The organism is Virgibacillus xinjiangensis, assembly GCF_042643145.1.
GTDB lineage: Bacteria > Bacillota > Bacilli > Bacillales > Amphibacillaceae > Virgibacillus_O > Virgibacillus_O xinjiangensis.
This window is the reverse complement of the sequence record NZ_JBHRSA010000035.1, coordinates 1-22564: the sequence shown is the minus strand read 5'-3', so window position 1 is coordinate 22564 and position 22564 is coordinate 1. Positions and strand designations below refer to the sequence as shown.

Here is a 22564-nt window from a genome sequence, read left to right as displayed (position 1 = left end):
TAACTAGAGGGTGTACCTTACCTTTTTTTTATATACCTTTTATTTACACAGACTATTGTACGTCATCTGTGCGCGGCACGAGCCCGGCTTGGTGGCGACCGAGTGGCGGCGCATGTGGCGGGAGATTCCCATTCTACTAAAATACCCGGTAAGAGAAGGCCTCTTTCCGGGTAAGTTCCTGCGATTTATTTCCCTCGTCCTCTTTCCAATTTCCGGAGAATTTTTCTCAGGGTATTGACGATAGGACGTCTGCCGCCTAGTACTACGCCTGCCAATTCTGCGAAAATATGAAGCAGGGACAGGACGAGAAATGTGACGATAAGGACGGTGGCTGTGCTTGCGTTCGACAATAGGATTGCCATCAAGCCGAACAAGGCACTGAAGCCGTAGATGATCAGTACTGTTTTCCTATGGCTGTATCCGCCGGCGAGCAGCTCATAATGCAAATGTTTATTATCCGCTCCCATGATATTTTCCCTGCGATACGCCCGCCGGAAAATCGCTAGCGCTGTATCGAGGATTGGTACAGCTAGAATGATGACCGGGATGATGAAGCTGAATATGGCTACTTCTTTGAACAAGCCCAAGATGGATACGACCGCAATCATATATCCTAGAAAATTCGACCCTGTGTCTCCCATATACAGTTTGGCTGGATAAAAGTTGTGATAGAGAAATCCCAGATTGGCACCAATCAATGCGATACTGATGTAAGCAACGAGTACTTGGGTATCAATCAAGGACATAATGAATATGGTGGTCAGTGCGATGGTAGATACACCTGTTGCCAGCCCGTCCAATCCGTCTATCAAATTGATGGCATTGGTAATGCCCACCACCCAGAGAACCGTAATCATCACACTGAAAAAACCAAGATCGACCATTCCGATGATCGGCAATGTCAAGCGATCGATAATCAATCCTGATGATATCAGAAAGGACGTAGCAATAAGCTGCCCGGTCAGCTTAATGATCGGACGGATCGTATACAGGTCATCAAGGAAGCCGGTGATAATGATTACCAACGCACCAAAGGCAATGGGGATCAATGAGTCATGTGCCGGTTGTATGTAAAGAACGCCAAGTACTGCTCCAAAGAATATAGCCAGGCCGCCAATCCTCGGCACGGGTTCCTGATGGATCTTCCTATGATCCGGGTGATCCACCGCTCCTATTTTCAAAGCTAGACTCTTAACCAAATATGTCAGCAAAAATGATGCGATGAGTGAGATAAAAAAAGCAATCGTTAATTCTGTATAATCATAAAACATAGTAGTCTCCTGCCATTCCCACCTATAATTAGGAACATTCTATATCGTAATCTCTTCGATTATACCTAATAGCAGGGGTTTTGTACAAAAAGAGGAAGTTCAAAAACGACGTCATCCTGGTGAAGATACCTATTTTTCATAAAAACAGGCTGACAGCAACTATTTAAATCCTTATAATATACGGATAGACAGTGGGAGGGAACTGCCAATGAACAATCAACCAGAAAAAGTCTGCATGCTGGCAGGCAAGATCATGCTGGAAAGCGGGGCAGAGACGCATCGGGTAGAGGATACGATGAACCGGATGGCCGCCGCATGTGGGCTGGAGAACGCCCACAGCCTCGCCATGCCGACAGGGATTTATTTTTCCAGTGGGGCAGCGGAAATCACCAATTTCATGCGGATCACCAGCCGCTCGACAGCAGACCTCGATACCATCGATCAGGTGAACACCGTCTCGAGGCAGCTGACCGCAGGGGAACTGGACATTAATGCTGCCGCCAGCAGATTGAAAAAGATCGACCAGCACCGGGTCCACTATAAAGAATGGGTGCAAATCGTTGCTGCCGCGTTCGTGAGCGGGAGTTTTACCATCATGTTCGGAGGGACCTGGCCGGATTTCCTCCCAGCCTTCCTCGCAGGCGGCGGAGGCTATGCGGGAATGCTTGCGTTCAACCGGTTCTTGGACATCAGTTTCCTCTCCGAATTCTTCGGCTCCTTCGTGCTCGGGCTGCTTGCGGTGATCTTTGTGAATACCGGCTTCGGTGTCCATCTGGATGATATCATCATAGGGGCGGTCATGCCGCTCGTTCCCGGACTGCATATCACCAATGCCACGAGGGACCTGCTTGCCGGGCATCTCGTCGCTGGCCTTTCCAAGGGGGTCGAGGCGATGATCACCGCTTTTGCCATCGGTGCAGGAGTAGCCGTTGTCGTCGGTTTTATTTAATACAATGCTCATTACATCGCAGGGGGCGGACCTGCCCTGCCGCTAAGTTGAGCGTCCACAAATCCCATTCCGGGGGCCTCCCATCTAGAAGGAGAGAAACTCTGCATATGGATGTACCTGTTTACAGAAACTATCACTTGAAATATTATCCATTTTTACTCAGCAAGGGGGAAGTGACATGATGATCCTAGCACAGCTGGCAACCAGCTTTGTAGCGGCTGCCGGCTTCGGCATTCTGTTCAATGCGCCGAAAAAATCACTGATCCAGTGCGGGCTCGCCGGCATGGCCGGATGGATCCTCTATTACATTCTGGTTCAGCAGGGGATGGATGCCGTGCCTGCCACCATTTTCGGGGCCATGCTCGTGGCCATCATCACGCAAATTTTTGCCAAAGTTTATAAAACACCGATCATCATCTTCCATGTTTCCGGCGTGATTCCGCTCGTGCCGGGTGGTGTCGCCTATGATGCGATGCGGAATTTCGTGGAAAATGACTATACGGCCGCCGTCCAGCTGTCGGCCCAGGTAATGCTTCTCGCGGGTGGCATTGCGATCGGGTTGATGTTTTCTGAAGTAGTCAATCAAAGCATCCGCAAATCTCCATTAAAAAGACGCGCAAAATAAAAAACTTAGTTCCAACGTTTGATTTAACTCGCCAATAACTATACAATTAACTATTATCTGAAAAGAATTGAGGGGGATTACATTGACTGACCAACAACGACCGAAGAGTGTGATTGTCATATTCGGGGCAACGGGAGATCTAGCCAAGCGAAAACTTTTCCCTTCCATCTATCGTCTTTACCAGAATGGAAAAATCAGTGAGGACTTTGCCGTCATAGGGCTTGCTAGAAGACCCTGGACGAATGATACACTCCGCGAAAATGTGGAAATTTCCATCGAGGAGACCGTAGCAGGTGCACAAAACCTGGAGGAATTCTCCTCCCACTTCTACTATCAATCCTTTGATGTAACGGAGCCTTCCTCATACAATGGCCTCAACGAACTCCTGCAGGAACTCGAAGGTACATATCAGACAGAAGGTAACCGTATTTTTTACCTGGCCATGGCTCCCGAGTATTTCGGAAGCATCGCCAACAATCTGAAGGAATACGGACTGAAAGAGACCGAGGGCTGGACCCGCCTGGTCATCGAGAAGCCGTTCGGGCATGACCTCGAAAGTGCCAAAGAGCTGAACAACCAGATCCGCGAAGCATTCAACGAGGATCAGATTTACCGGATCGACCATTACCTCGGAAAAGAAATGGTACAGAACATCGAAGTCATCCGGTTTGCGAACGGGATTTTCGAACATCTGTGGAACAACCGCTTCATCTCCAACATCCAGATCACGTCCAGTGAATCGCTTGGTGTCGAGGAACGGGCACGGTATTATGACCGCTCCGGTGCAGCGAGAGACATGGTGCAGAACCATATGCTGCAAATGGTCGCCCTGCTTGCGATGGAGCCGCCGATCAATCTGACGACCGATGAGATCCGTTCGGAAAAAATCAAGGTGCTGCGCGCCCTGCGCAATTTGACTGAGGAGGATGTCGACGAAAACTTTGTCCGCGGCCAGTATGGGCCGGGCGTCATTCGCCGCCGGAATGTGAACGGCTACCGCGAAGAAGCGGAAGAGCTCGCCTATTCTCCGACAGAAACCTTTGTCGCCGGAAAAGTCATGATCGACAACTACCGCTGGGCCGGTGTGCCTTTCTATATCCGGACAGGCAAGCGCCTTGCCGAGAAGGCCACCCATATCGTCGTGGAGTTCAAGGACATCCCGATGAATCTTTATTATGAGGATCAGAAGAAGAATCCGAACCTGCTGGTAATCAGCATCCAGCCGAACGAAGGGGTCACCCTGTTCCTGAATGCGAAAAAAGCCGGTCATGGCTCATCCGCCCAGCCGATCCAGCTTTCCTATAACAGCGAAAGCGTCAACGGCATCAATACACCGGAGGCTTATGAAAAGCTGCTGTTCGACTGCATGCAGGGAGATACCACCAACTTCACCCACTGGGACGAAGTGGCGAATTCCTGGGAATACATCGATTCCATCCTGAGTGCCTGGTCGAAACAGGAACCGGACTTCCCGAACTACAATTCCGGCTCCATGGGACCGGATGAAGCAGACAAACTGCTGGAGAAAGACGGATTCCATTGGTGGCCGATCACCGATGTCATTAAGTAAGCAAGGAGGAATATCGCAATGAAAATGTATGACGTATCAGCGGAAATCTATGAAGGGATGCCCGTGTACAAAAATAAAGAAGAAAAACAGCCGAAGATCAGCACCGTGACCAACGGACATGTGACCGAGTCTCGCATCGACCTCGACCTGCATACCGGCACCCATGTCGACTCCCCACTCCATATGATCAATGATGGAGAGACGATGGAAACCATCAACATCGAGGACCTCGTCGGCAAGGTGAAGCTGTTCGACGTGACCCATGTCGAAGACCGCATCACCAAAGAAGACATCGAAGGCTTCCCGATCGAACGCGGCGACTTCATCCTGTTCAAAACGAAAAACTCCCAGGAAGAAGCTTTCGACTTCGACTTCATCTTCGTCGCAGCCGATGCAGCCGAATACCTCGCCGAAGTCGGAATCAAAGGCGTCGGCATCGACGGACTCGGCATTGAACGCAGCCAGCCCGAACACCCGACACACCGGACCCTGTTCGAGCACCGCATCATCATCGCCGAAGGACTCCGCCTGTTAGATGTACCAGAAGGCGAATACTTCATGGTCGCAGCACCACTCCGCATCAAAGGCACCGACGCCTCCCCGGCCCGCGTGCTGTTATTTGAAGGAGTCAGCTTGACGTAAGTAGATTATAGGAAAAAGAAGGCCTGTGCGGGCCTTCTTTTTTTGTGAGTTTTGGGGAGTGGGAGGTGCTTGGGGCCCGTGTTGCGGTGCGTGGCACGAGTGGAGGTGCATGGGGCCCGAGTGCGAGGGCGTATGGCACGTGTTGCGGTGCGTGGGGTCCGAGTACGGCGGGGGGCGGCACGAGTGGAGGTGCTTATGGCCTGAGTGCGGCGGGGTACGGCACGAGTTGCGGTGCTTATGGCCTGAGTACGGCGGGGCGACGCACGAGTTGCGGTGCTTGGGGCACGAGTATATCTCCTAATCCCAGCGCTCCAACTGAAAAGGGATGCAATCTGTGATGACTGCACCCTTCTTTTCTTAAACATTATTTTATTAAATAAATTTATTAAACCCATTAAACCCCTCTATTCCGATCCGGCAGAGCCAGTGTAATAAACAGGACGATGGCTGTCAGGATGTGCATGAACATACCGACCACCGGGAACCAGGCAATGAGCGAAGTAATGATACCCAGCACACTTCCGGCATATGCCCCACCATCTTTTCTAGTCAGCAAGAGCGTAATGATATGCAGCACGAGCATCACCAGAAGTGGCGTCCAAGCATTGCTGATGATATAGATTCCACCGAGAAACGGGATGCCGAGCAATGCTTCAAATATACCAGTGATTAGTCTCATAATTTTCGATATCGACATATAAACTCCTCCGTACATAAACATCAAAATGAATTCTATTTTATATTTCCCGATGATGAGGAAAATAACACATAGATGCAACCTCCTGCCGATTAACCAGCTCTTCTGCTGATTACGTGCGCCTCCTGCCGATTAACCAGCTCTCCGGCTGATTGCGCGGGCCTCCTGCTGATTAGCCAGCTCTCCTGCTGATTGCGCGCGCCTCCTGCCGATTAACCAGCTCTCCGGCTGATTACGTGCGCCTCCTGCCGATAAGCCAGCTCTTCTGCTGATTGCGCGCGCCTCCTGCCGATTAACCAGCTCTCCGGCTGATTACGTGCGCCTCCTGCCGATTAACCAGCTCTTCTGCTGATTGCGCGCGCCTCCTGCCGATAAGCCAGCTCTTCTGCTGATTACGTGCGCCTCCTGCCGATAAGCCAGCTCTCCTGCCACTCAGGCCACGCTTCCGCTTACTCGGGCGTCAGCACCTGCCACTCAGGCCGCGCACGCACTCTTCCTATTCCAATCCAGCGGGCAGGATGGTCAAATCAATATCCCACAGAATCGGAAGCCAGAATGTAATGGCGACGACGATCAGGATGATGGAGACCACGTTGAGCCAGAAGCCGTTGCGCACCATTTCGATGATTTTCAGTTTGCCTGTTCCGAAGATGATGGCGTTTGGCGGTGTTCCGACTGGCAGCATGAATGCGTTGTTGGCTGCCATGGCGCATGGCACCATCAGTGCGAATGGATGGATTTCCAGCGCGACGGCGAGTGCGGCCACGACTGGAAGAATCATGGTGCCTGTTGCTGTGTTGGATGTGATTTCTGTCAGGAACATGACCAAGGTGGTGGATACCAGGATGATCAGGATGAAATTGATGCCTTCCAAAATGGTCAGCTGCTCCCCGATCCAATTTGATAGACCTGTCTCACTGAAGCCGGCAGCAATCGCCAGCCCGCCCCCGAACAGGAGGAGGATGCCCCATGGGATGTCGCGCGAATCTTCCCACTCCAGTATCTTGGTACCATGGCCATTGGAAGCCGGAATGAGGAACAGCAGCAGTGTCGCCGCAATGGCGACCATCCCGTCATTGAGTCCGGGAATCGGAAGAATATCTTCCCAAATGAATGTCCGGGTGATCCACATGAATGCTGCAAACAAAAATACAGCCAGCACCGCTTTTTCCTCATAGCGGATCGTACCCAATGCCTTACGTTCGCTCTGAATCAGTTCCCGTCCTCCCGGGAGGCTTTTCAGCTTGATCGGATACACGAGCCGGGTGAGATAGAACCATACGGCGAAAATGAGAATGAATACGATGGGCGCTCCGAACAGCAGCCAATCTAGGAAAGAGATTTCAATGCCGAATAATTGCTCCACCTGGCCGGCCAGGATGATGTTCGGCGGCGTGCCGATCAGTGTGCCGAGTCCGCCGAGGGTACCGCCGTAGCCGACACCGAATATAATCGCTTTTTCAAATTTCTTCAGCTCTCCCTGCTGCTCTTCCCCTTTCAATGATTCACTGACCTGGTAGACAATCGCCAGTCCGATCGGAATCATCATCATGACGGCGGCGGTATTGGACACCCACATGGAGAGAAATCCGGTCGCCACCATGAAGCCGAGGATGATCCGGTTGGTGCTCGTTCCAATCATATGTATGATGGCCAGAGCCATCCGCTGATGCAGATTCCATTTTTCCATGGCGGTCGCGATGAAAAACCCGCCAAGGAACAAGAAGATGATGTCGTCCCCATACGAGGAAACGACCGTATCACTATCCAATGCTCCGAGTACTGGCAGCAGAATAATCGGCAGCAAGGAGGTTGCCGGTATCGGGATGGCTTCCGAAATCCACCAAGTGGCAATCCATAACGTCGACGCCAAGACTGCCCGTGCCTCGAAGCTCAGTCCCTCTGGCGTAAAGAAGAGCATCATCATCACAAATAGGAAGGGCCCGAGAATCAAACCGACCAGCTGGCCTTTTGAATATGCCCGCTTCGGACCATCTCCTCCCCCATCATCTCCCCCATTCGGGCTGCCTTTTGGCAGGTTGTCTTGCTGGTCTGCCGCTTGTTTTTCCCCTCTTTGATCAGCAGACTTCAACTGGGAAAAGGTAAGAAGCTGCTTCGTCCGGGCATGAGACTTCCATAGCCCGTTCCACAGCGTCTCCACTGCTCCATTTGCCATCATCTTACATCCTTTCTATCTAAGCGCTTTCTATATTATGTATGGGAAAAAGTATAGAGAAATCTTACAGGATATTACAATTTTTCCCAATCTTCGACAATACCATTTTATCAAATATCATTTAAACACGCATGAGCCAATCGTCCGAAACATAGGCAGTCCGCTCTTAAACAAGGAAGCTTATATTTTTTCTATTGCTAGATGAGCTGCCGCCAGTTGCTGCCTCCATTAATTAGTTTCATAGGGAAGGAGAAGAAAGATGAACAAAACCATTTTTATATAAACCCCTATTGAAGCCCGGGCGACGGTCTTCTCAACTCAGGCTCTAGCACCTCCCTCTCGGGCGACAGCACATCCCGCTTGGGCCACGCTCCCATGCACTCGGGCCGCGGCTTTGGACCGCTGGGAGCAGATATCGGCTGGAAATCTGCTTTATCGGCAGAACGCACCGGATATCTGCGGGAGATCTGGTTTATCGGCAGGATACAACGCTTATCCGCCGGTGCCCAGCTTTATCACCAGGACACTTCACTTATCCGCTGGTGCTATGCTTTATAAGCAGGACGCACCGGATTTCCGCCGAAGCCCCGCTTTATCAGCAGGACGCACGGGGTATCCGCTGGTGCTATGCTTTATCAGCAGGACGCATCGGATTTCCGCCGAAGCCCAGCTTTATCAGCAGGACGCACCCGATATCAGCCGGAGCTCGCCTTTATCGGCAGGACACACCAAATATCAGCCGAAGCCCAGCTTTATCAGCAGGTCACAATCGATATCGGCTGGAGATCTCCTTTATCAGCAGGTCACGCCCGATATCGGCTGGAGACCAACTTTATCGGCAGGACACACCAAATATCAGCCAGAGCCCTGTTTTATCAGCAGGTCACGCCAGATTTCCGCCGAAGCCCAGCTTTATCAGCAGGACGCACCCGATATCAGCCGGAGCTCGCCTTTATCGGCAGGACACACCAAAATATCAGCCGAAGCCCAGCTTTATCAGCAGGTCACACTCGATATCGGCTGGAGCTCAGCTTTATCAGCAGGACACACCAAATATCAGCCAGAGCCCCGCTTTAGCGGCAGGTCACGCCCGATATCGGCTGGAGATCTCCTTTATCAGCAGGTCATACTCGATATCCGCCGCTCCCCCCACCGCACCCCACAAAAAAACTCCCCGTCCACACGGGGAGTTTCCTCTATCTATGCTTTCTTCTTCTTTTTCCTTCCAGTCACTTTCTTCGTCAGGTCATCGAACAGGGTGTAGATGACTGGTACGAAGAAGACGGTGAACAGGGAGGAGACGCCAAGGCCGAAGATGAGCGTGACTGCCAGCGGCTGCTGGAGTTCGGCTCCTTCGCCGATTCCGATGGCGAGTGGTACCATCGCTAGGATGGTGGTCAGGGTGGTCATCATGATCGGGCGCAGCCTGCTGCGGCCGGCTTCGGTGATGGCTTCCCTTCTGTCCATGCCGTTTCTTCTCAGAATGTTGATATAGTCGACCAGCACGATCGAGTTGTTCACCACGATCCCGGCGAGCATGATGATGCCGATGAAGGCGACGATGCTCAGCGGCAGTCCTGTTACAAGGAAGCCGAGGATGACGCCGATGACGGTGGTCGGCAGGGCAAACATGATGATGAACGGGAACAGGAAGTTCTCGAACTGGATCGCCATGACGGCGTACACCAGGAAGATGGAGAACACCAGGGCGATGGCCAGGTCGATAAAGGATTCATTCATGTCCTGTGCCTGGCCGCCGAGGGAGTAGTCATAACCTTCCGGGAAGGTCATGTCTTCCAATACGGTTTCCACATCAGCGACGACGCTGCCGAGGTCACGTCCTTCGACTTCGCTTGAAATATTCATCTGCGGCTGTTGATTCTGCCGGGTGAGCGTCACGGGACCGCTCTCCTGGTCCAGGTCGGCCACTTCACGGAGCGGTACGGTTGCCCCGGTCGGTGCCTGGATTTTCATATCTTCCAAGTCACTGATGGCTCCCCGGTCCTCTTCCGGATAGATCAGGCTGACATCCATCTCCTGTCCGGCCTCGCGATAGCGCGTCACAACCTGGCCGTTGAACTGCATCTGCAGTTGGCCGAGGATCTGCTGCTGGTTCAGCCCATACATCGAGGCGCGGGCATCATCAACGGTGATGGCCATCTGCGGCACGGCCTCGGAAGCACCGGAGCTCGCATTGAAGACGCCATCGACTTCGGAAATTTCTGCGACAATATCCCGGGATAGATTCCTTAAAACATCATGCTCCGGACCGCTCACCTGGATCTGGAGCGGATCGCCCATTTCCATGCTGTCCATCGCACTGACGGTGATTTCTGCCCCTGGAATGCCCGCGAGCGCTTCATCGAGCTCGACAGCAAAGGCGCTGGTGCTCACTTCCCGCTCTGCCGCCGGGACAAGCTGCATCGTGTAGGTGGCGGTGTTCGGCCCCGATCCCATCATCGGGTCCCCGCCAGCAACGACATAGCTGGTTTCAATCGTATCGGCATAAGCATCGAGGCGTTCATTGACCTCAGTCACCACTTCTTCCGTCTCTTCCAAGGTACTGCCCTCTTCTGTTTCTGCTGTAACCTGGAGCTGCCCCTGGTCGGAGGATGGAATGAACTCCGCCCCGATCAATGGGGTGAGTGCGATGCTTCCGACCAGGGCGACGATGGTCAGGAACACCGTCGTCTTGCGGTGGCCGACCACCCATTCCAATCCGCCCTGGTATTTATCGGCGAGCCAGCCGAGGAAACGGTCGAACCAGTAGCGGCGGCCGTTGTCTTCCATGGCTTTTGCCAGCAACTTGGATGAAAGCATCGGTACGAGCGTAATCGCGACCACCAGAGAGGCAATCAGCGAGAACGAGACAGCCAATGCCAGTGGTGTGAACATGTCGGACGCGATTCCTTCCACATAGATGATCGGCAGGAACACGACCAGGGTGGTGGTCGTCGACGCAATCACTGCTGGTGCCAGTTCGGATGCACCTTTGGTGGCCGATTCGATCAGGCTGTAGCCCCGCTTCCGGAAGGAGTAGATATGCTCCAGAATGACGATCGAGCTGTCGACCATCATCCCGAGACCGAGCGCAAGCCCACCCAAGGTCAGGATGTTCAGCGTCTGTCCGGTAAAGTACATCAGTGCGAACGTGGCAATGATGGCAATCGGAATCGAGATGCCGATGACCAATGTCGCCCGGATGCTTTTCAGGAACAGCAGCAAGACAAAGGCTGAGATGATTCCACCGATGATGATGTTGAGAACGACGGAATCGATCGACATCTGGATGTATTCAGACGTGTCGATGACCACGGAAAGGTCCATCGTTTCCGGCAGCTCTTCCCGGAGGTCGCTGATGCTGTCCTGGATATTGCCTGCCGCTTCCACGGTATTGGCATCCGTCTGCTTCATGACCGATAGGACGACGGCAGGCTCCCCGTTCACGAGCGTCATATCTGTAGATTCCTTGAACGTATCACGGACTTCTGCCACTTCCTCTACCTTGACGGTGGCACCTGCCTCCGTTTGAACAAACGTTTGTTCAATATCTTCCAGGGATTCAAATTCCCCTGTCAGGCGGAGCTGGAGATCCTGGTTCCCTTTTTCCACGGTACCGACCGAGGCGGACATATTGGAGCCGCTCAGTGCGTCGGATATAGCTTGGGAAGTCACGCCGTATTGCTGCATGGCCGCTTCATCGAGCACGACCTGCACTTCTCTTTCTTTTCCGCCCTCAACGGTGACCGAGGCGATTCCCGGCTGCCGTTCAAAGTACGGAACAACCTCATCATCGGCCACTTCCGTCAGGGCCGATGCCTCCTGGCCGGTCAGGCCGACCCACATGATCGGCATCTGGTCGGGGCTGAACCGGAGGATACTTGGGTCTCCAGCTTGATCCGGCAGCATGCCTTTTACGCGATCGACGCTCTCCCGGATGTCGAGGAGCGCCTGATCAATGTCCGTTCCGTTCTGGAACATGATCATCACAAGGGAATTCCCTGCTTGGGACTGCGACTGGATGGTGTCGACCCCTTCAATCGAACTGACCGCCGACTCGATCGGCTGGCTGATCAGATTATCGACATCCTCTGGGGCCGCTTCCTGATAGCTTGTCGCCACCACTGCGACCGGGAGATCGATTTTCGGAAACAGATCAATGGTCAAACTCCGCACCGAGACCAGCCCGAGCGCAAGTATGGCAAGGACAATCATGATGACGCCCACGGGACGTTTGACGGATGTATTTACGATTTTCACGATTTATTCCCCTTCCACTACTTCTACGGTATCTTCGTCCGACAGATTGGACTGGCCGGTAGTCACCACTTGATCACCCGGTTCGATTTCCCCTTCGACCGCTGTCTCTTCTGTCTGTGTCTCGACCGGAGTGATTTTCGTCTTCACGGCACTATTCTCCTCGACCAGATAGACGAATGTGCTCCCGTCCTCTTCCACCAAGGCCTGCGTCGGAATGATCAACGCGCCTTCTGCTACAGTTTCCGGAATGGTGAGCTCGGCAATCATGCCCGGCACGAGCCTATCATCCTCATTCGGGATGGTGGCTTCGACCGGGTAGAGACCGGTATCGTCCGGCATGGCTCGGACGGTTACCACTTCTGCTTCATATGTCTCTCCTTCGATCACCGCATCGAGGACATCGCCTTCGGTCAACAGATCCCTCACTTCAGCAGTCACCGTAAACTCCACGGTCATTTCATTCATGTCGGCAATGATGGCAAGCGGTTCTTCCGCTGTTGCCATATCCCCTTCTTGGACAGCCAAATTCATCACTTCGCCATCCCTCGGGGCACGGATATTCTGGATGCCGGCCTGTGTGGCGATTTTGGCGATCACATCATCCTCTTCCACCTGTTCTCCCTCGGAGACCTCAAGTGTATCCACTTCACCAGGTGCCTGCAGCATCACTGGGGCAGATTGGGATGGTGATGTCCTGCCTGATGCCGACCGGTCCACGACCAAGTCGCCCTCCCTCACCTCGGCGGTTTCTACCGCAACAGCGGCATCTTCTTCTGTCTCTTCTTCACTCGCATCATCTTCTTCCGTACATGCGGCAAGCACGGCAATCATCAGGACTGCCAGGATGCCGAATAACCATTTTTTCATCCTCTTGCTCCTCTCCCGTGTTTTATTCTCCATCCAATAATTCGATATGTAAGGATGCTGCCAGCTCCTTGCATATTCCCTGCAGTTCGGGATAACGGCTGAAATGCGAAAACAGCCCCTGGATGACCACCTCGTTCGGTGCATCGGCTGCCGCTTCCCGCTCCAACGCCTGCAATGCCTCGTTCAGTTGGCGATGCTTTCCTTCGGGTATGGACAGCATATCCACCTTGCTGCGGAGTTCCCCGAACAGGTCTTGCATCGATTGATCATGACGTGGCTGATCGATTTGGTAGCCGTCAGGAAAACTGTCCAATGTCGTGAGCGGTTCCTCTCCATCTGCCATCATCCCCTGCACTAAACTGTCCATCCGATGAATGATGAAGGCTCCGAGTCTGTTTTTATCCACTTGGACATGATCAAGCACGACCCATTTCAAATAGCCATGGAAAATGCCCTCCATCTGGATGACAAGGTCTGCCAAATATTCATCCACCTCTTCTCCGTAAATATGGCGGATGGTATCGCGCATCCATAGGAAGCTCTCCCGCTTGGATTTCTCTGTCAGCTTGTCGGTGTTCTCCCCGATGGAGATGTGTTCGCGAAAATACATGATGATGATTTGCTTGTATTTGTCCACACAGCTCAACAGGAAATTGATCTGGAGTTCCAGCTGTTTTCTCGGTGTATGGCCTTCCTCATTGATCTGTCGGAACTGCTGGTCGATCAGGTCATGGAAATAGCCGAATGCCGTCGTGATAAAATCTTCCTTCGATTGGAAGTAGATGTAGAAGGTGCCTTTGGAGACACCCGCCTCTTCGGCGATTTCCTGGATGGAGGTCGAGTGGTAGCCCTTGGCAGCCACAAGCTTCATCCCTGCCTCAATCAACTTCCTTCTCTTTTCATTCATTCCATACCTCCACGTTTATGTGATATGACTAACCGGTCAGTCATATGCCAATACATTTTTTTCTTCACCTTTTCCATTATATACAGTGGCCGAGCGCTGTAGCAAGTCATATATCCATACGATATATCAGGTGACCGGACAGTCAGAGGAGGTGATGCCCCTCCCCTGCCTCCTGCCTCAATCGAACAGTCTGCCGTAATTCATTTGGACGATGACCTGGCTGGCCCGTTTGATCTGGGCATCCACCTGGGTGGCAGATGCATCCACGAATAAACCGCTTCCATCCCAAAAGGTAATGTAGGCTTGGCTCCCTTGCTGCTGGCATGTCTTAAAATGCTGGTAGTTCAGCCATACACATTCCTTTTTGCGAATCGAAGTGGTCGGAACCATGAACAGTCCCTCCCCTGGATGGGTCGGTACCGGAAGCTTACAGGAAATGCCGAGAATTTCCTTCACCGCTTTCCTGCGGCCCTCGATATCAGAGCCTCCCATCTGACAGCTGTGCTGCAGAATTTTTTCCGGTCGATGGGAGGATCTCCTCCTCCCGCCGTCCTTTTCCAGAATACTTGTCCGGTAATTGCCGATTTCTTCCGTAATCAATGCCTTGGTCTGTTTCGAGATTTGATAGATAGAACCTGGCCATTCTTCCAACTGATGACCTTCCTTCCTGCCTTCAGCAAGATTATTTTACTATGATACGGTTCGAAAATCTATTAATTATATAGAAAAATTTACCAATTTCTGCATATCGCCCCTACGATCTTGGGAATAGGAACAGATTAGGAAATAATAGCCAGTTTTCAATTGCTGAGACAGGGTATCCATCTATAAGGGTTTTTCAAGCTTCCGATATCCGGCCCTTGTCAAAGGAGGTTATCTATGGGGGATAAGTTGAATATCAGCCCGGGAACGAAGGCATCGCTGATCACCGGCACCCTGACCTTCCTCGGCTCCGCCACTCCCATCCTGCTGCCGAAGGTCCGGGACGGCATCTCCAACCAGCTGCCAAGAGTGAAACAGGCCGTCAAACGTGCAGATGATCCGGCAGAATTCAAAGAAGAGCTGAAAAGCGAAGCAAGGGATGAGATGGCCGACCAGTTCAAAGAAAGATTGAAGGACAATATCCAAGGAAAGGTCGAGCAGGCTACCGACCAGCTGCAGGAGATGAAAGAGGAAAACGCAGAAAAAGTCCATGCCAATGCCGAAGACTTTCAGGACAAAGCACAGGATGCTCTCTTGTCCGTCCGGGAAAAACTCTCCGGGGCCAAGGAAGCCGGCGAAGAATTCCAAGACCGCTTGAACCGGCGCACCAATACCCGCTCCTCGAGAGGAAAAAAACGTGTGTACGGTGCCAGGGACATCAAGGGGATCAGCCACATCAAAAGTGCCAAAGACATCAAAGGCGCGAGCAGCATCAAAGGTGTCAGCCACATCATAGGCTATGCAAACAACAGATGATGGAGGAAAAAGCTTTAACAGCTTTCTTCTATAGATACTAATCAGAAAGGAGCATGTTTCATTATGGCTATTCAAAAATCAACCGACAGTTCCGGTCTGGCAGAGGTGATCGACCGCATTCTCGACAAAGGGATTGTGATTGACGCATTTGCCCGGGTGTCTGTCGTAGGAATTGAATTGATCACGGTCGAGGCGCGTGTCGTCGTGGCCAGTGTCGACACATGGCTCCGCTATGCTGAAGCGGTCGGCCTGCTTCAGGATGAGGTGGAGGAAGATGGCTTATCCAACAGGCTGTCTGCCCGCACCGATTATGACTATGAATATGAAGACGCCTAACATCCCATAGACCATCCAACCGCAGAGTCCGGCGGCCGGATGCCCCGGCTCTGCCATACTTACTAGATTCAAAGGAAGGAAGGGACGCACATGCAAGTAATGGAAGAAATCAATCAATTTTTCCACCAGCATATCGCACCACCACATAAAATCATCTCGGTCACCAGGCGCAAGGAAGAGGAACAGGAAGGCTGGCGCGGTTTGGTCGAAATCATTGAGGAAAAGGAATATATGAAGAAATACGGGAATGATCAGATGATCGGGCTGTACGAAATCTTCCTGGATGACGAACTCGATGTGATGGGATTTTCCCGGATCAGTCTCCGGTACCGCAGCGATTTGGAAGAACAGGCATAGGGGGAAGCAATCATGGCGGACAGCAAAGCAATCCAACAGCAGAATCAGCTCTATGAGGAATCGACCTATTACCAGGGGCTCATCGACCGTGGCTTGAACTATCTGGATGCGGGCTATCCTGTCCATTTCACCGGGTCATCGGGTATCGGAAAAACGACCCTTGCCCTCCATATCGCCAAACAGCGGAAGCGGCCGGTCATGCTGATTCACGGCAACCAGGACCTCTCCAATGAGGACCTCATCGGCACCTACTCCGGCTATACACGCAGCAAGCTGAAGGACAACTATGTGCGGAGCGTCTATAAGATCGAAGAAAATGTGAGCGAATCCTGGACCGATGGACGGCTTCTCGAGGCCATCCGGAAAGGCTATACCCTCGTATATGACGAGTTCACCCGCTCCCGGCCGGAAACGAACAATATATTTCTGCCGATTCTCGAGGAGAAGATCCTGCCACTGTACGGAACCAAGCAGAAAGGCACCTATATGAAGGTCCACCCGGAGTTCTCCGTCATTTTCACGAGCAATCCGGGAGAATATGCCGGCGTGTTCTCCACGCAGGATGCCCTGCTCGACCGGATGGTGACACTGCCGATGGATTCGATGGATACAGAGGCTGAGGCAATGGCCATAAGGAGCAAAACAGATCTGGAACAGGGGGAAGCTGAAGCCATTGTCCGCTTCATGCAGAAAGTGCGTGGACTATCCTCCCAGAAGGAAGATGGGAACGGACCCGGCCTGCGCGCCTGCCTGATGATTGCTGATATCGCCTCCCGCCAAGGTATACCGATTGATGGGAATAATGATGATTTTGTCCGGCTCTGCCTGGATATCACCTGGTTCCCACTGAAAAACTCGGTGGAAGAAAAGAACCATTCCAGAGTGCGGAAGCAGCTGGAACAGGAAGCAAGAAAAGTGAAAGTGGGGGAAGAAACATGAGTGAAGAGCAGGGAATCTATGTATTTTGCTGCATACAGACAGATGAAGCGGCCTCGTTCGGCGCAATCGACTTTGAAGGAGAAACACGGGACATCCGCACCATCCATTATAAGGATGCCGCCATGGTCGTCACCGAAGTGCCGATGAAAATCTACCATCCAAGCAGAGAAAATCTGATGATGCATCAGCAAGTCATTTCCACGGTGATGGAGTCATCCGATACCGTCGTACCGATTAGCTTCGGGAATGTCTTCCATACCGATGAAGACGTCGAGGCTCTCGCGGAAAGCCTTTATCCGCAGCTGGAAACACTGTTCCCGCAAATCAAGGGGAAAATCGAAGTCGGCCTCAAGGTGATCGGAAAGAAGGACTGGCTCGAAAAACATATCAATCAGAATGAGCAGGTCGTCCAAAAGAAGAAGGTCGTCCAATCCAAGTCAGAAGCTGCCGGCTATTTTGACCGGATCCAGCTCGGGGAAATGGCCAAGGACTTTTTCCAGGATATGCAGAAGCAAATGGAGACGGAAATCCATGAACCATTGAAGCCGCTGGCAGAAGCAGTGAAAACGAATGACCCGATTGGCGAGAAGATGCTGCTCAATGCCGCCTATCTGATCGACCGGGAACAGGAGGCGGCCTTCGATGAGAAGGTCAATGAATTGCATGATAAGTGGCAGGACCGGGTCGATTTCAAATATACCGGGCCATGGCCGGCCTATAACTTCATCAACATCCAATTGAAAGTGGAAGAGCAGGAAACCCCATGATCCATAAACTCTTCACTTCCCCCATCAACATGGTCGTCAAAATCGGCGAGAAAGTGAAGGAAGAAGTGGACAGGGAATTTTACGACCTGGAGCATATCCAGCAGAAACTGATCCACCTGCAGATGATGTATGAACTCGGGGAAATCGAGGACGATGCCTACAAGCAGCAGGAATCAGAACTGCTCCTCCGATATGAAATTGCAAAGAAACGGGAAATGGAACAAATAGAAGAAATGACCAAGAGAAAGAAGTGAGGAAATTCTATGGAGAAATTGATCTACTTATACGGAATCATCCCAGAACGGGACGAACACACCGATCCCCTACCCGCCTGCAAGGGGCTGGACGACGAGCATGATACGTACAGCCTGCTGCTTGATGGGGTCGAAGCGGTCGTGTGTGAACTTGACCCGGAGGAATACGGGGAAGAACAGCTGAAACAGAAGACAGAAGATCCGAACTGGCTGCATGAAAAAGCCTTCCATCATCACGAAGCACTGATGAAGCTGTACGAAAAGTATCCGGTCATTCCGATGAAATTCTGCACCATCTATTCCAGCGAACAAAGCCTGAAAAACACGCTGGAGCCCCATAAACAGCGGATGCAGGAAATCTTTGGCGAGATTGAAGACAAGGAAGAATGGATCCTGAAAATCTACTGTGAATCCAGCAAAGTGAAGGAAGCTGTCGGCGCCCGCAATGAGAATGTCGAGGAAAAGCGCGAGGAAATCTCCAACCTCTCCCCCGGCCGGCAGTACTTGGAAAAGCGCAAGCTGGACCAGCTGATCGATCAGGAAGCAGAGCGGGAAAAGCACCGTTTTTCTGAAGACATCCATGAGCAGTTGCAGGAACTGAGCAGTGGCACCGAAGTGAAGAAGAACTGGAACCGCGACGTGACCGGCAGACAGGAAGAAATGTGCTGGAACAGTGTCTACATGCTGGAGAAGGACGCAGTGGAAGATTTTCTGGAGAAGGTCAAACAGCTCCAGGAGCAGTCGAAGGATGAAGGCTGGATCATGGAAGTGACCGGTCCATGGCCATCCTACCATTTCGCAAAAATCAGCTAAGGGGGAGGAAAAAATCCTGTGGCAAATCGGCATGAATTTGAAAACAAGGAAGTCGGCCTGATCGATGTACTGGATGTTGTCCTCGATAAGGGGGTTGCCATCAAGGGGGACCTGATCCTGTCCATTGCCGGCGTGGATCTCGTCTACCTGGATCTCCGGGTGTTGATCTCCTCAGTGGAAACCCTGCTAGAGTCCAACCAGAAAGCGGCGGAAGCCTTGTCTTCCAACGAATTCGACCGCGAAAAGGAGGAATTGAACCGTGTCATCCATCAATCTGAATAACGCCGGATCCCTTGGCAATCTGGACCACCGCCCCGAAAAAAGCGGCCGGATCCACATCGACTCCGACAGTGCGGAGGAAGGCTTGGCCCAGCTGGTGCTCACCGTCATCGAACTGTTGCGGCAGCTGGTCGAACGCCAGGCCATCCGGCGCGTGGACGGTGGAACCTTGAGTGAAGAAGAAATCGAGAACATCGGGGTCGCCCTGATGAACCTCGATATGAAAATGGATGAGCTGAAAGACATTTTCGGGCTGGATGATGAGGACTTGAACATCGACCTCGGCCCATTGGGAAATCTCTTATAAACATAGGAAAGGAGGCCACTGCCATGGCCAGCGAACATTCTCCACAGACCATGAACCAATCCAGCAACCTCGTCGATGTCCTGGAAACCGTCCTCGATAAGGGGGTGGTCATCGCCGGTGACATCCGCGTCGGGATCGCCGACGTCGAACTTCTGTCCATCAAAATCCGCTTGATCGTCGCCTCTGTCGACAAGGCGAAGGAAATCGGCATGGACTGGTGGGAAAACGATCCATACCTCAATTCCCAAGCAGCAAAAAGTGAACAGAATCAATTGAAGGAAGAAAACGAACGGCTCCAGCAACGGCTCGAGAAGCTGGAAAGCAAGCTCGGCGAAGGAAGCCGGCTATAGAAGCTGCTGCTCAGGCGGGTGTAGGGTGGGTGATGTGAGGGAAGTGTGCTTTATACGTGGCATGTGGCGGCCCGAGTGGCGGGGGCTGGCGACCGAGTGGCAGTGCATGTGGCACAAGTGAGCGCGTCTGGCGCCCGAGTGCGCGGGTGCGCGGCCCGAGTGGCGGGGCTGGCGCCCGAGTGAGCGGTCTGTAGCATATGTTTTCATTAAATTTCTTTTAGGAGGTTATATCATGAGTGAAGAGAAAAACAGTGAAAAGAAACTATACACACAGAAGGACGTGATCCGCGGTGGCGTGATCGGTTATGCTCTTGGTGTGGCAACCACTTTATTCATGGCACCGAAATCCGGGAAGGAAATGCGTGAGGATGTCAGCACCCAGGCAGGCAACATCAAAGATAAGACAGTCACCAAATCCAGGGAGCTGAGCGATTCGACAAGGGATAAGTATAATGAGATCAGCACGAACGCCCGTGATAAATATGATCAGATCCGCACGACTGCCAGCGATAAGACCAAGCAATTGAGCAGCAAGGTGAAGAAGCGTGGCGATCAGGACGAGGAAGCTTCACAGGAAAATCAAAACGAAGATGAGAGCTCGACCGACGATTCCCAGCTCCAGTCGAATGACATGAAAGCAGCACAGGGGCATGAGGCTGAAGAGGACAACGACTCCACACGGGAAGAAAGCAATGACCAGGAAGAAGAAATCAATGATCGTGCAGAAACTAATGAACAGAAATCCTCCAAACCGAAAATCGATACCAAGGCACCGGCCAATAAAGCAAAAGCACCAACGAAAAAGCAGCCGGCAAGCAAGAAAAACGGCCAGTCCAAACCAGCCGTAAAATCCTGATGGATGTTTGCCCAGTCGGCAAAAGTGGGTAAATCGAATAACAGGAGGAGATAATGATGAGTGAAAAAGATAAAGAAAGAAAAAATGTCATCCGTGATCCGAAAGATACGGAGCAAGGATCACAGCTTCAGGACAACCAAATGGATGAAGCGAAAGGCAACAAAGAAGAACAGAAAGAAGATTGATTCAAGCAAGCAGCCACTCGGCCGGAGTGGCTGCTTGCTTTATATTTCCCTGTTAACGCTCCCGTCCTTCTGCCCCTGGGTGGCTGTTGGAAGTTTTACGGTTATTTGTTGCCGGGTCCAAGTTCTTTGCGTGTTTTCCAGCACGGCCTGGTTCATTGGCCTTTGCCTTCTCCTGGTACTTGATGAATTTGTCAAAGTCCTGATTGATCATCATTTATCCCCCCTATCATCTTACTATACCCAACCGCATGGATTTCATCACTAGGGGTGGACAGAGTCCCAGCGATCATCAAACCATTGCCGGCATGTATGGCTCCTCGCGAGTTAGCGGATTCTAGGCGCTTCATCTGATCCACCGCTCCCCGCTAGTTAACGGATTCCAGCGGTCAGCTGACCTCCACCACTACCACCACCCAACAACCGCTCCACACAGAAAAAGCAGAACGCCTGCATTCCCGCCGTTCTGCTTAAACCATACATGTATGCGTTTTGTTATTGTTCACCCATGCCGCCGTCGCCGTTTTCATTTTCGCCGCCGACTCCACCATTGCCATTCTCGCCATTTTCACCGTTGCCGTTTCCGCCATTACCTTCGTCTTCATTGATTCCGTCTTCTTCTTCCATCGGATTTTCATTATTATTATCATCTTCTTGGTTCAATGGCGCTTCATCTTCTTCCGTTGCTGGAGCTTCTTCTTCCATCATTTCGTCATCTTGCTGCTGGTCTTCCTCGGTGGTACCACAAGCTGCAGCCAAAGACAGGGCCAGAACAGGTGCACCAAGTTTGATAAGCAATTTCCTATTCATGTTGCATTTCCTCCTTTGTGGTTCGCTATCGCGATTAGCTTAACCATTTTAAAGGAAGTGATACATCATTTTTCCGGAAAAATTGCATCTCAATTTCTTTGGTGCAGGAGCGGTATTTGGGCATGTTAAATGTAGAAGCTTCTATTTAATGGCGAACGTGATTTCCGCTTCACAAGCAACTTCGCCATCAACAGTTGCAATGCCTTTTCCTTTGCCGACCGGGCCTTTCACGCGGACGATTTCAACATCCAGCTTCAACTGGTCACCAGGTTTTACCTGACGTTTGAAACGGCATTTATCAACTCCGGCCAGGAATCCGAGCTTGCCCTTGTTCGCTTCCATTCCGAGCATGCCGATGGCTCCTGCCTGGGCAAGTGCTTCAATGATCAGCACACCTGGCATGACCGCATATTCAGGGAAATGCCCTTGAAAAAACGGCTCGTTCGCCGACACATTTTTCAACCCGACGACACGCTTTCCCTCTTCCATCTCTGTCACTTTGTCCACTAGCAGAAACGGATAGCGATGCGGGATGGTTTCTTTGATTTGTTCGATGTCCATAGTCAGATCTCTCCTTCGTAAATGCTATCTGCCCCATTATACCAAAGATAAGTTTGTCCATCCGCTGAAAAAGGAATGGACTACAAATACAGCAACATAGAAAGGAGGTTACCCATGCTTTGGACAATTCTCATCATCTTATTAGTTCTTTGGGTGATCGGCCTGTTATTTGAAATTGCCGGCGGCTTGATCCATCTGCTGCTTGTTGTCGCACTCATTGTCCTGGTCTATCGTCTGATCACCGGCAATCGGAAAACCTAGCTATAAATCGAGTAGGAGGAGGTGACTAACCTCCGTCCTCTCACACCACCGTACGTACGGACCCGTATAC

Annotated in this window: 29 protein-coding genes; 18 read left to right on the top strand and 11 right to left on the bottom strand. The window is 51.8% G+C overall.

Features of this window, described 5'->3' with window-relative positions:
- Window positions 1–185: 185 nt before the first annotated feature.
- Complete coding sequence (locus ACFOGI_RS08965; RefSeq protein WP_390271582.1) at window positions 186–1271, bottom strand: glycosyltransferase family 4 protein; 1086 nt, start codon at window positions 1269–1271, stop codon at window positions 186–188.
- A gap of 208 nt (window positions 1272–1479) precedes the next feature.
- Between ACFOGI_RS08965 and ACFOGI_RS08960 the strand changes: the two genes are divergently transcribed.
- The 4 genes from ACFOGI_RS08960 to ACFOGI_RS08945 all read left to right on the top strand — a co-directional run bounded on the left by ACFOGI_RS08960 (window position 1480) and on the right by ACFOGI_RS08945 (window position 5057).
- Window positions 1480–2220: a threonine/serine exporter family protein gene (locus ACFOGI_RS08960; protein WP_390271580.1), complete on the top strand. Its 741-nt coding sequence runs from the start codon at window positions 1480–1482 to the stop codon at window positions 2218–2220.
- Between the two features lie 178 nt (window positions 2221–2398).
- Window positions 2399–2845, top strand: a complete 447-nt coding sequence (locus ACFOGI_RS08955) for a threonine/serine exporter family protein (protein WP_390271578.1) — start codon at window positions 2399–2401, stop codon at window positions 2843–2845.
- An 82-nt stretch (window positions 2846–2927) separates the two neighbouring features.
- On the top strand, window positions 2928–4415 hold the full coding sequence (gene zwf, locus ACFOGI_RS08950) for a glucose-6-phosphate dehydrogenase (protein ID WP_390271576.1): 1488 nt from the start codon (window positions 2928–2930) through the stop codon (window positions 4413–4415).
- Window positions 4416–4433: 18 nt separating this feature from the next.
- The gene (locus ACFOGI_RS08945; RefSeq protein WP_390271574.1) at window positions 4434–5057 is read left to right on the top strand and encodes a cyclase family protein; all 624 of its coding nucleotides are present in this window, start codon (window positions 4434–4436) and stop codon (window positions 5055–5057) included.
- A 394-nt stretch (window positions 5058–5451) separates the two neighbouring features.
- Here ACFOGI_RS08945 and ACFOGI_RS08940 read toward each other — a convergent pair whose 3' ends face one another.
- Together ACFOGI_RS08940 and ACFOGI_RS08935 are read right to left on the bottom strand one after the other, a co-directional pair.
- A complete protein-coding gene (locus tag ACFOGI_RS08940; RefSeq protein ID WP_390271572.1) occupies window positions 5452–5754 on the bottom strand; it encodes a hypothetical protein in 303 nt (100 codons plus the stop codon).
- Between the two features lie 496 nt (window positions 5755–6250).
- Window positions 6251–7930 carry an SLC13 family permease gene (locus tag ACFOGI_RS08935; protein ID WP_390271570.1) on the bottom strand — a complete coding sequence of 560 codons (1680 nt, stop codon included), beginning with the start codon at window positions 7928–7930 and terminating at the stop codon, window positions 6251–6253.
- Between the two features lie 394 nt (window positions 7931–8324).
- Between ACFOGI_RS08935 and ACFOGI_RS08930 the strand changes: the two genes are divergently transcribed.
- On the top strand, window positions 8325–9194 hold the full coding sequence (locus ACFOGI_RS08930) for a hypothetical protein (protein ID WP_390271568.1): 870 nt from the start codon (window positions 8325–8327) through the stop codon (window positions 9192–9194).
- Here the strand turns inward: ACFOGI_RS08930 and ACFOGI_RS08925 are convergent.
- The 4 genes from ACFOGI_RS08925 to ACFOGI_RS08910 form a co-directional block, all read right to left on the bottom strand.
- On the bottom strand, window positions 9131–12190 hold the full coding sequence (locus ACFOGI_RS08925; RefSeq protein ID WP_390271567.1) for an efflux RND transporter permease subunit: 3060 nt from the start codon (window positions 12188–12190) through the stop codon (window positions 9131–9133). The genes ACFOGI_RS08930 and ACFOGI_RS08925 overlap by 64 nt on opposite strands.
- A 3-nt stretch (window positions 12191–12193) precedes the next feature.
- Complete coding sequence (locus tag ACFOGI_RS08920) at window positions 12194–13057, bottom strand: efflux RND transporter periplasmic adaptor subunit (RefSeq protein WP_390271564.1); 864 nt, start codon at window positions 13055–13057, stop codon at window positions 12194–12196.
- 22 nt (window positions 13058–13079) lie between these two features.
- Window positions 13080–13964: a TetR/AcrR family transcriptional regulator gene (locus ACFOGI_RS08915; protein WP_390271563.1), complete on the bottom strand. Its 885-nt coding sequence runs from the start codon at window positions 13962–13964 to the stop codon at window positions 13080–13082.
- Window positions 13965–14141: 177 nt separating this feature from the next.
- A complete protein-coding gene (locus tag ACFOGI_RS08910) occupies window positions 14142–14615 on the bottom strand; it encodes a competence protein ComK (protein ID WP_390271561.1) in 474 nt (157 codons plus the stop codon).
- A gap of 228 nt (window positions 14616–14843) precedes the next feature.
- Here ACFOGI_RS08910 and gvpQ point away from each other — a divergent pair, with 228 nt between their 5' ends.
- The 12 genes from gvpQ (at window position 14844) to ACFOGI_RS08850 (ending at window position 20865) form a co-directional block, all read left to right on the top strand.
- Complete coding sequence (gene gvpQ, locus ACFOGI_RS08905; protein ID WP_390271560.1) at window positions 14844–15422, top strand: gas vesicle protein GvpQ; 579 nt, start codon at window positions 14844–14846, stop codon at window positions 15420–15422.
- A 63-nt stretch (window positions 15423–15485) separates the two neighbouring features.
- Window positions 15486–15758: a gas vesicle structural protein GvpA gene (gene gvpA, locus ACFOGI_RS08900; protein WP_390271558.1), complete on the top strand. Its 273-nt coding sequence runs from the start codon at window positions 15486–15488 to the stop codon at window positions 15756–15758.
- 90 nt (window positions 15759–15848) lie between these two features.
- Entirely contained in the window at window positions 15849–16115 is a 267-nt protein-coding gene (locus tag ACFOGI_RS08895) for a gas vesicle protein GvpR (RefSeq protein WP_390271556.1), read from the top strand.
- A gap of 12 nt (window positions 16116–16127) precedes the next feature.
- Complete coding sequence (gene gvpN / locus ACFOGI_RS08890) at window positions 16128–17054, top strand: gas vesicle protein GvpN (protein ID WP_390271554.1); 927 nt, start codon at window positions 16128–16130, stop codon at window positions 17052–17054.
- A complete protein-coding gene (locus ACFOGI_RS08885) occupies window positions 17051–17821 on the top strand; it encodes a GvpL/GvpF family gas vesicle protein (RefSeq protein WP_390271553.1) in 771 nt (256 codons plus the stop codon). The genes gvpN and ACFOGI_RS08885 overlap by 4 nt, the downstream gene beginning before the upstream one ends.
- On the top strand, window positions 17818–18075 hold the full coding sequence (locus ACFOGI_RS08880; RefSeq protein ID WP_390271551.1) for a gas vesicle protein GvpG: 258 nt from the start codon (window positions 17818–17820) through the stop codon (window positions 18073–18075). Before ACFOGI_RS08885 ends, ACFOGI_RS08880 begins: the two co-directional genes overlap by 4 nt.
- A gap of 9 nt (window positions 18076–18084) precedes the next feature.
- On the top strand, window positions 18085–18888 hold the full coding sequence (locus ACFOGI_RS08875) for a GvpL/GvpF family gas vesicle protein (RefSeq protein ID WP_390271549.1): 804 nt from the start codon (window positions 18085–18087) through the stop codon (window positions 18886–18888).
- A gap of 18 nt (window positions 18889–18906) precedes the next feature.
- A complete protein-coding gene (locus tag ACFOGI_RS08870; RefSeq protein ID WP_390271547.1) occupies window positions 18907–19170 on the top strand; it encodes a gas vesicle protein in 264 nt (87 codons plus the stop codon).
- Between the two features lie 19 nt (window positions 19171–19189).
- Complete coding sequence (locus tag ACFOGI_RS08865; protein ID WP_390271584.1) at window positions 19190–19474, top strand: gas vesicle protein K; 285 nt, start codon at window positions 19190–19192, stop codon at window positions 19472–19474.
- A gap of 23 nt (window positions 19475–19497) precedes the next feature.
- Window positions 19498–19824 (top strand): gas vesicle protein, encoded by a 327-nt coding sequence (gene gvpJ, locus ACFOGI_RS08860; protein ID WP_390271545.1) that lies wholly within the window; start codon window positions 19498–19500, stop codon window positions 19822–19824.
- 232 nt (window positions 19825–20056) lie between these two features.
- Entirely contained in the window at window positions 20057–20680 is a 624-nt protein-coding gene (locus tag ACFOGI_RS08855) for a YtxH domain-containing protein (RefSeq protein WP_390271543.1), read from the top strand.
- 56 nt (window positions 20681–20736) lie between these two features.
- Complete coding sequence (locus ACFOGI_RS08850) at window positions 20737–20865, top strand: hypothetical protein (RefSeq protein WP_390271541.1); 129 nt, start codon at window positions 20737–20739, stop codon at window positions 20863–20865.
- Window positions 20866–20917: 52 nt separating this feature from the next.
- Here ACFOGI_RS08850 and ACFOGI_RS08845 read toward each other — a convergent pair whose 3' ends face one another.
- The 4 genes from ACFOGI_RS08845 to fabZ all read right to left on the bottom strand — a co-directional run bounded on the left by ACFOGI_RS08845 (window position 20918) and on the right by fabZ (window position 22233).
- Window positions 20918–21076, bottom strand: coding sequence for a hypothetical protein (locus ACFOGI_RS08845; RefSeq protein ID WP_390271539.1), 159 nt, complete (start codon window positions 21074–21076; stop codon window positions 20918–20920).
- Window positions 21057–21212 carry a hypothetical protein gene (locus tag ACFOGI_RS08840; RefSeq protein WP_390271537.1) on the bottom strand — a complete coding sequence of 52 codons (156 nt, stop codon included), beginning with the start codon at window positions 21210–21212 and terminating at the stop codon, window positions 21057–21059. Before ACFOGI_RS08840 ends, ACFOGI_RS08845 begins: the two co-directional genes overlap by 20 nt.
- A gap of 145 nt (window positions 21213–21357) precedes the next feature.
- On the bottom strand, window positions 21358–21672 hold the full coding sequence (locus ACFOGI_RS08835; protein ID WP_390271535.1) for a hypothetical protein: 315 nt from the start codon (window positions 21670–21672) through the stop codon (window positions 21358–21360).
- A 141-nt stretch (window positions 21673–21813) separates the two neighbouring features.
- Window positions 21814–22233 (bottom strand): 3-hydroxyacyl-ACP dehydratase FabZ, encoded by a 420-nt coding sequence (fabZ, locus tag ACFOGI_RS08830; RefSeq protein WP_390271533.1) that lies wholly within the window; start codon window positions 22231–22233, stop codon window positions 21814–21816.
- A gap of 114 nt (window positions 22234–22347) precedes the next feature.
- Here fabZ and ACFOGI_RS08825 point away from each other — a divergent pair, with 114 nt between their 5' ends.
- Window positions 22348–22494 carry a lmo0937 family membrane protein gene (locus ACFOGI_RS08825; RefSeq protein ID WP_390271531.1) on the top strand — a complete coding sequence of 49 codons (147 nt, stop codon included), beginning with the start codon at window positions 22348–22350 and terminating at the stop codon, window positions 22492–22494.
- Window positions 22495–22564 lie beyond the last annotated feature (70 nt).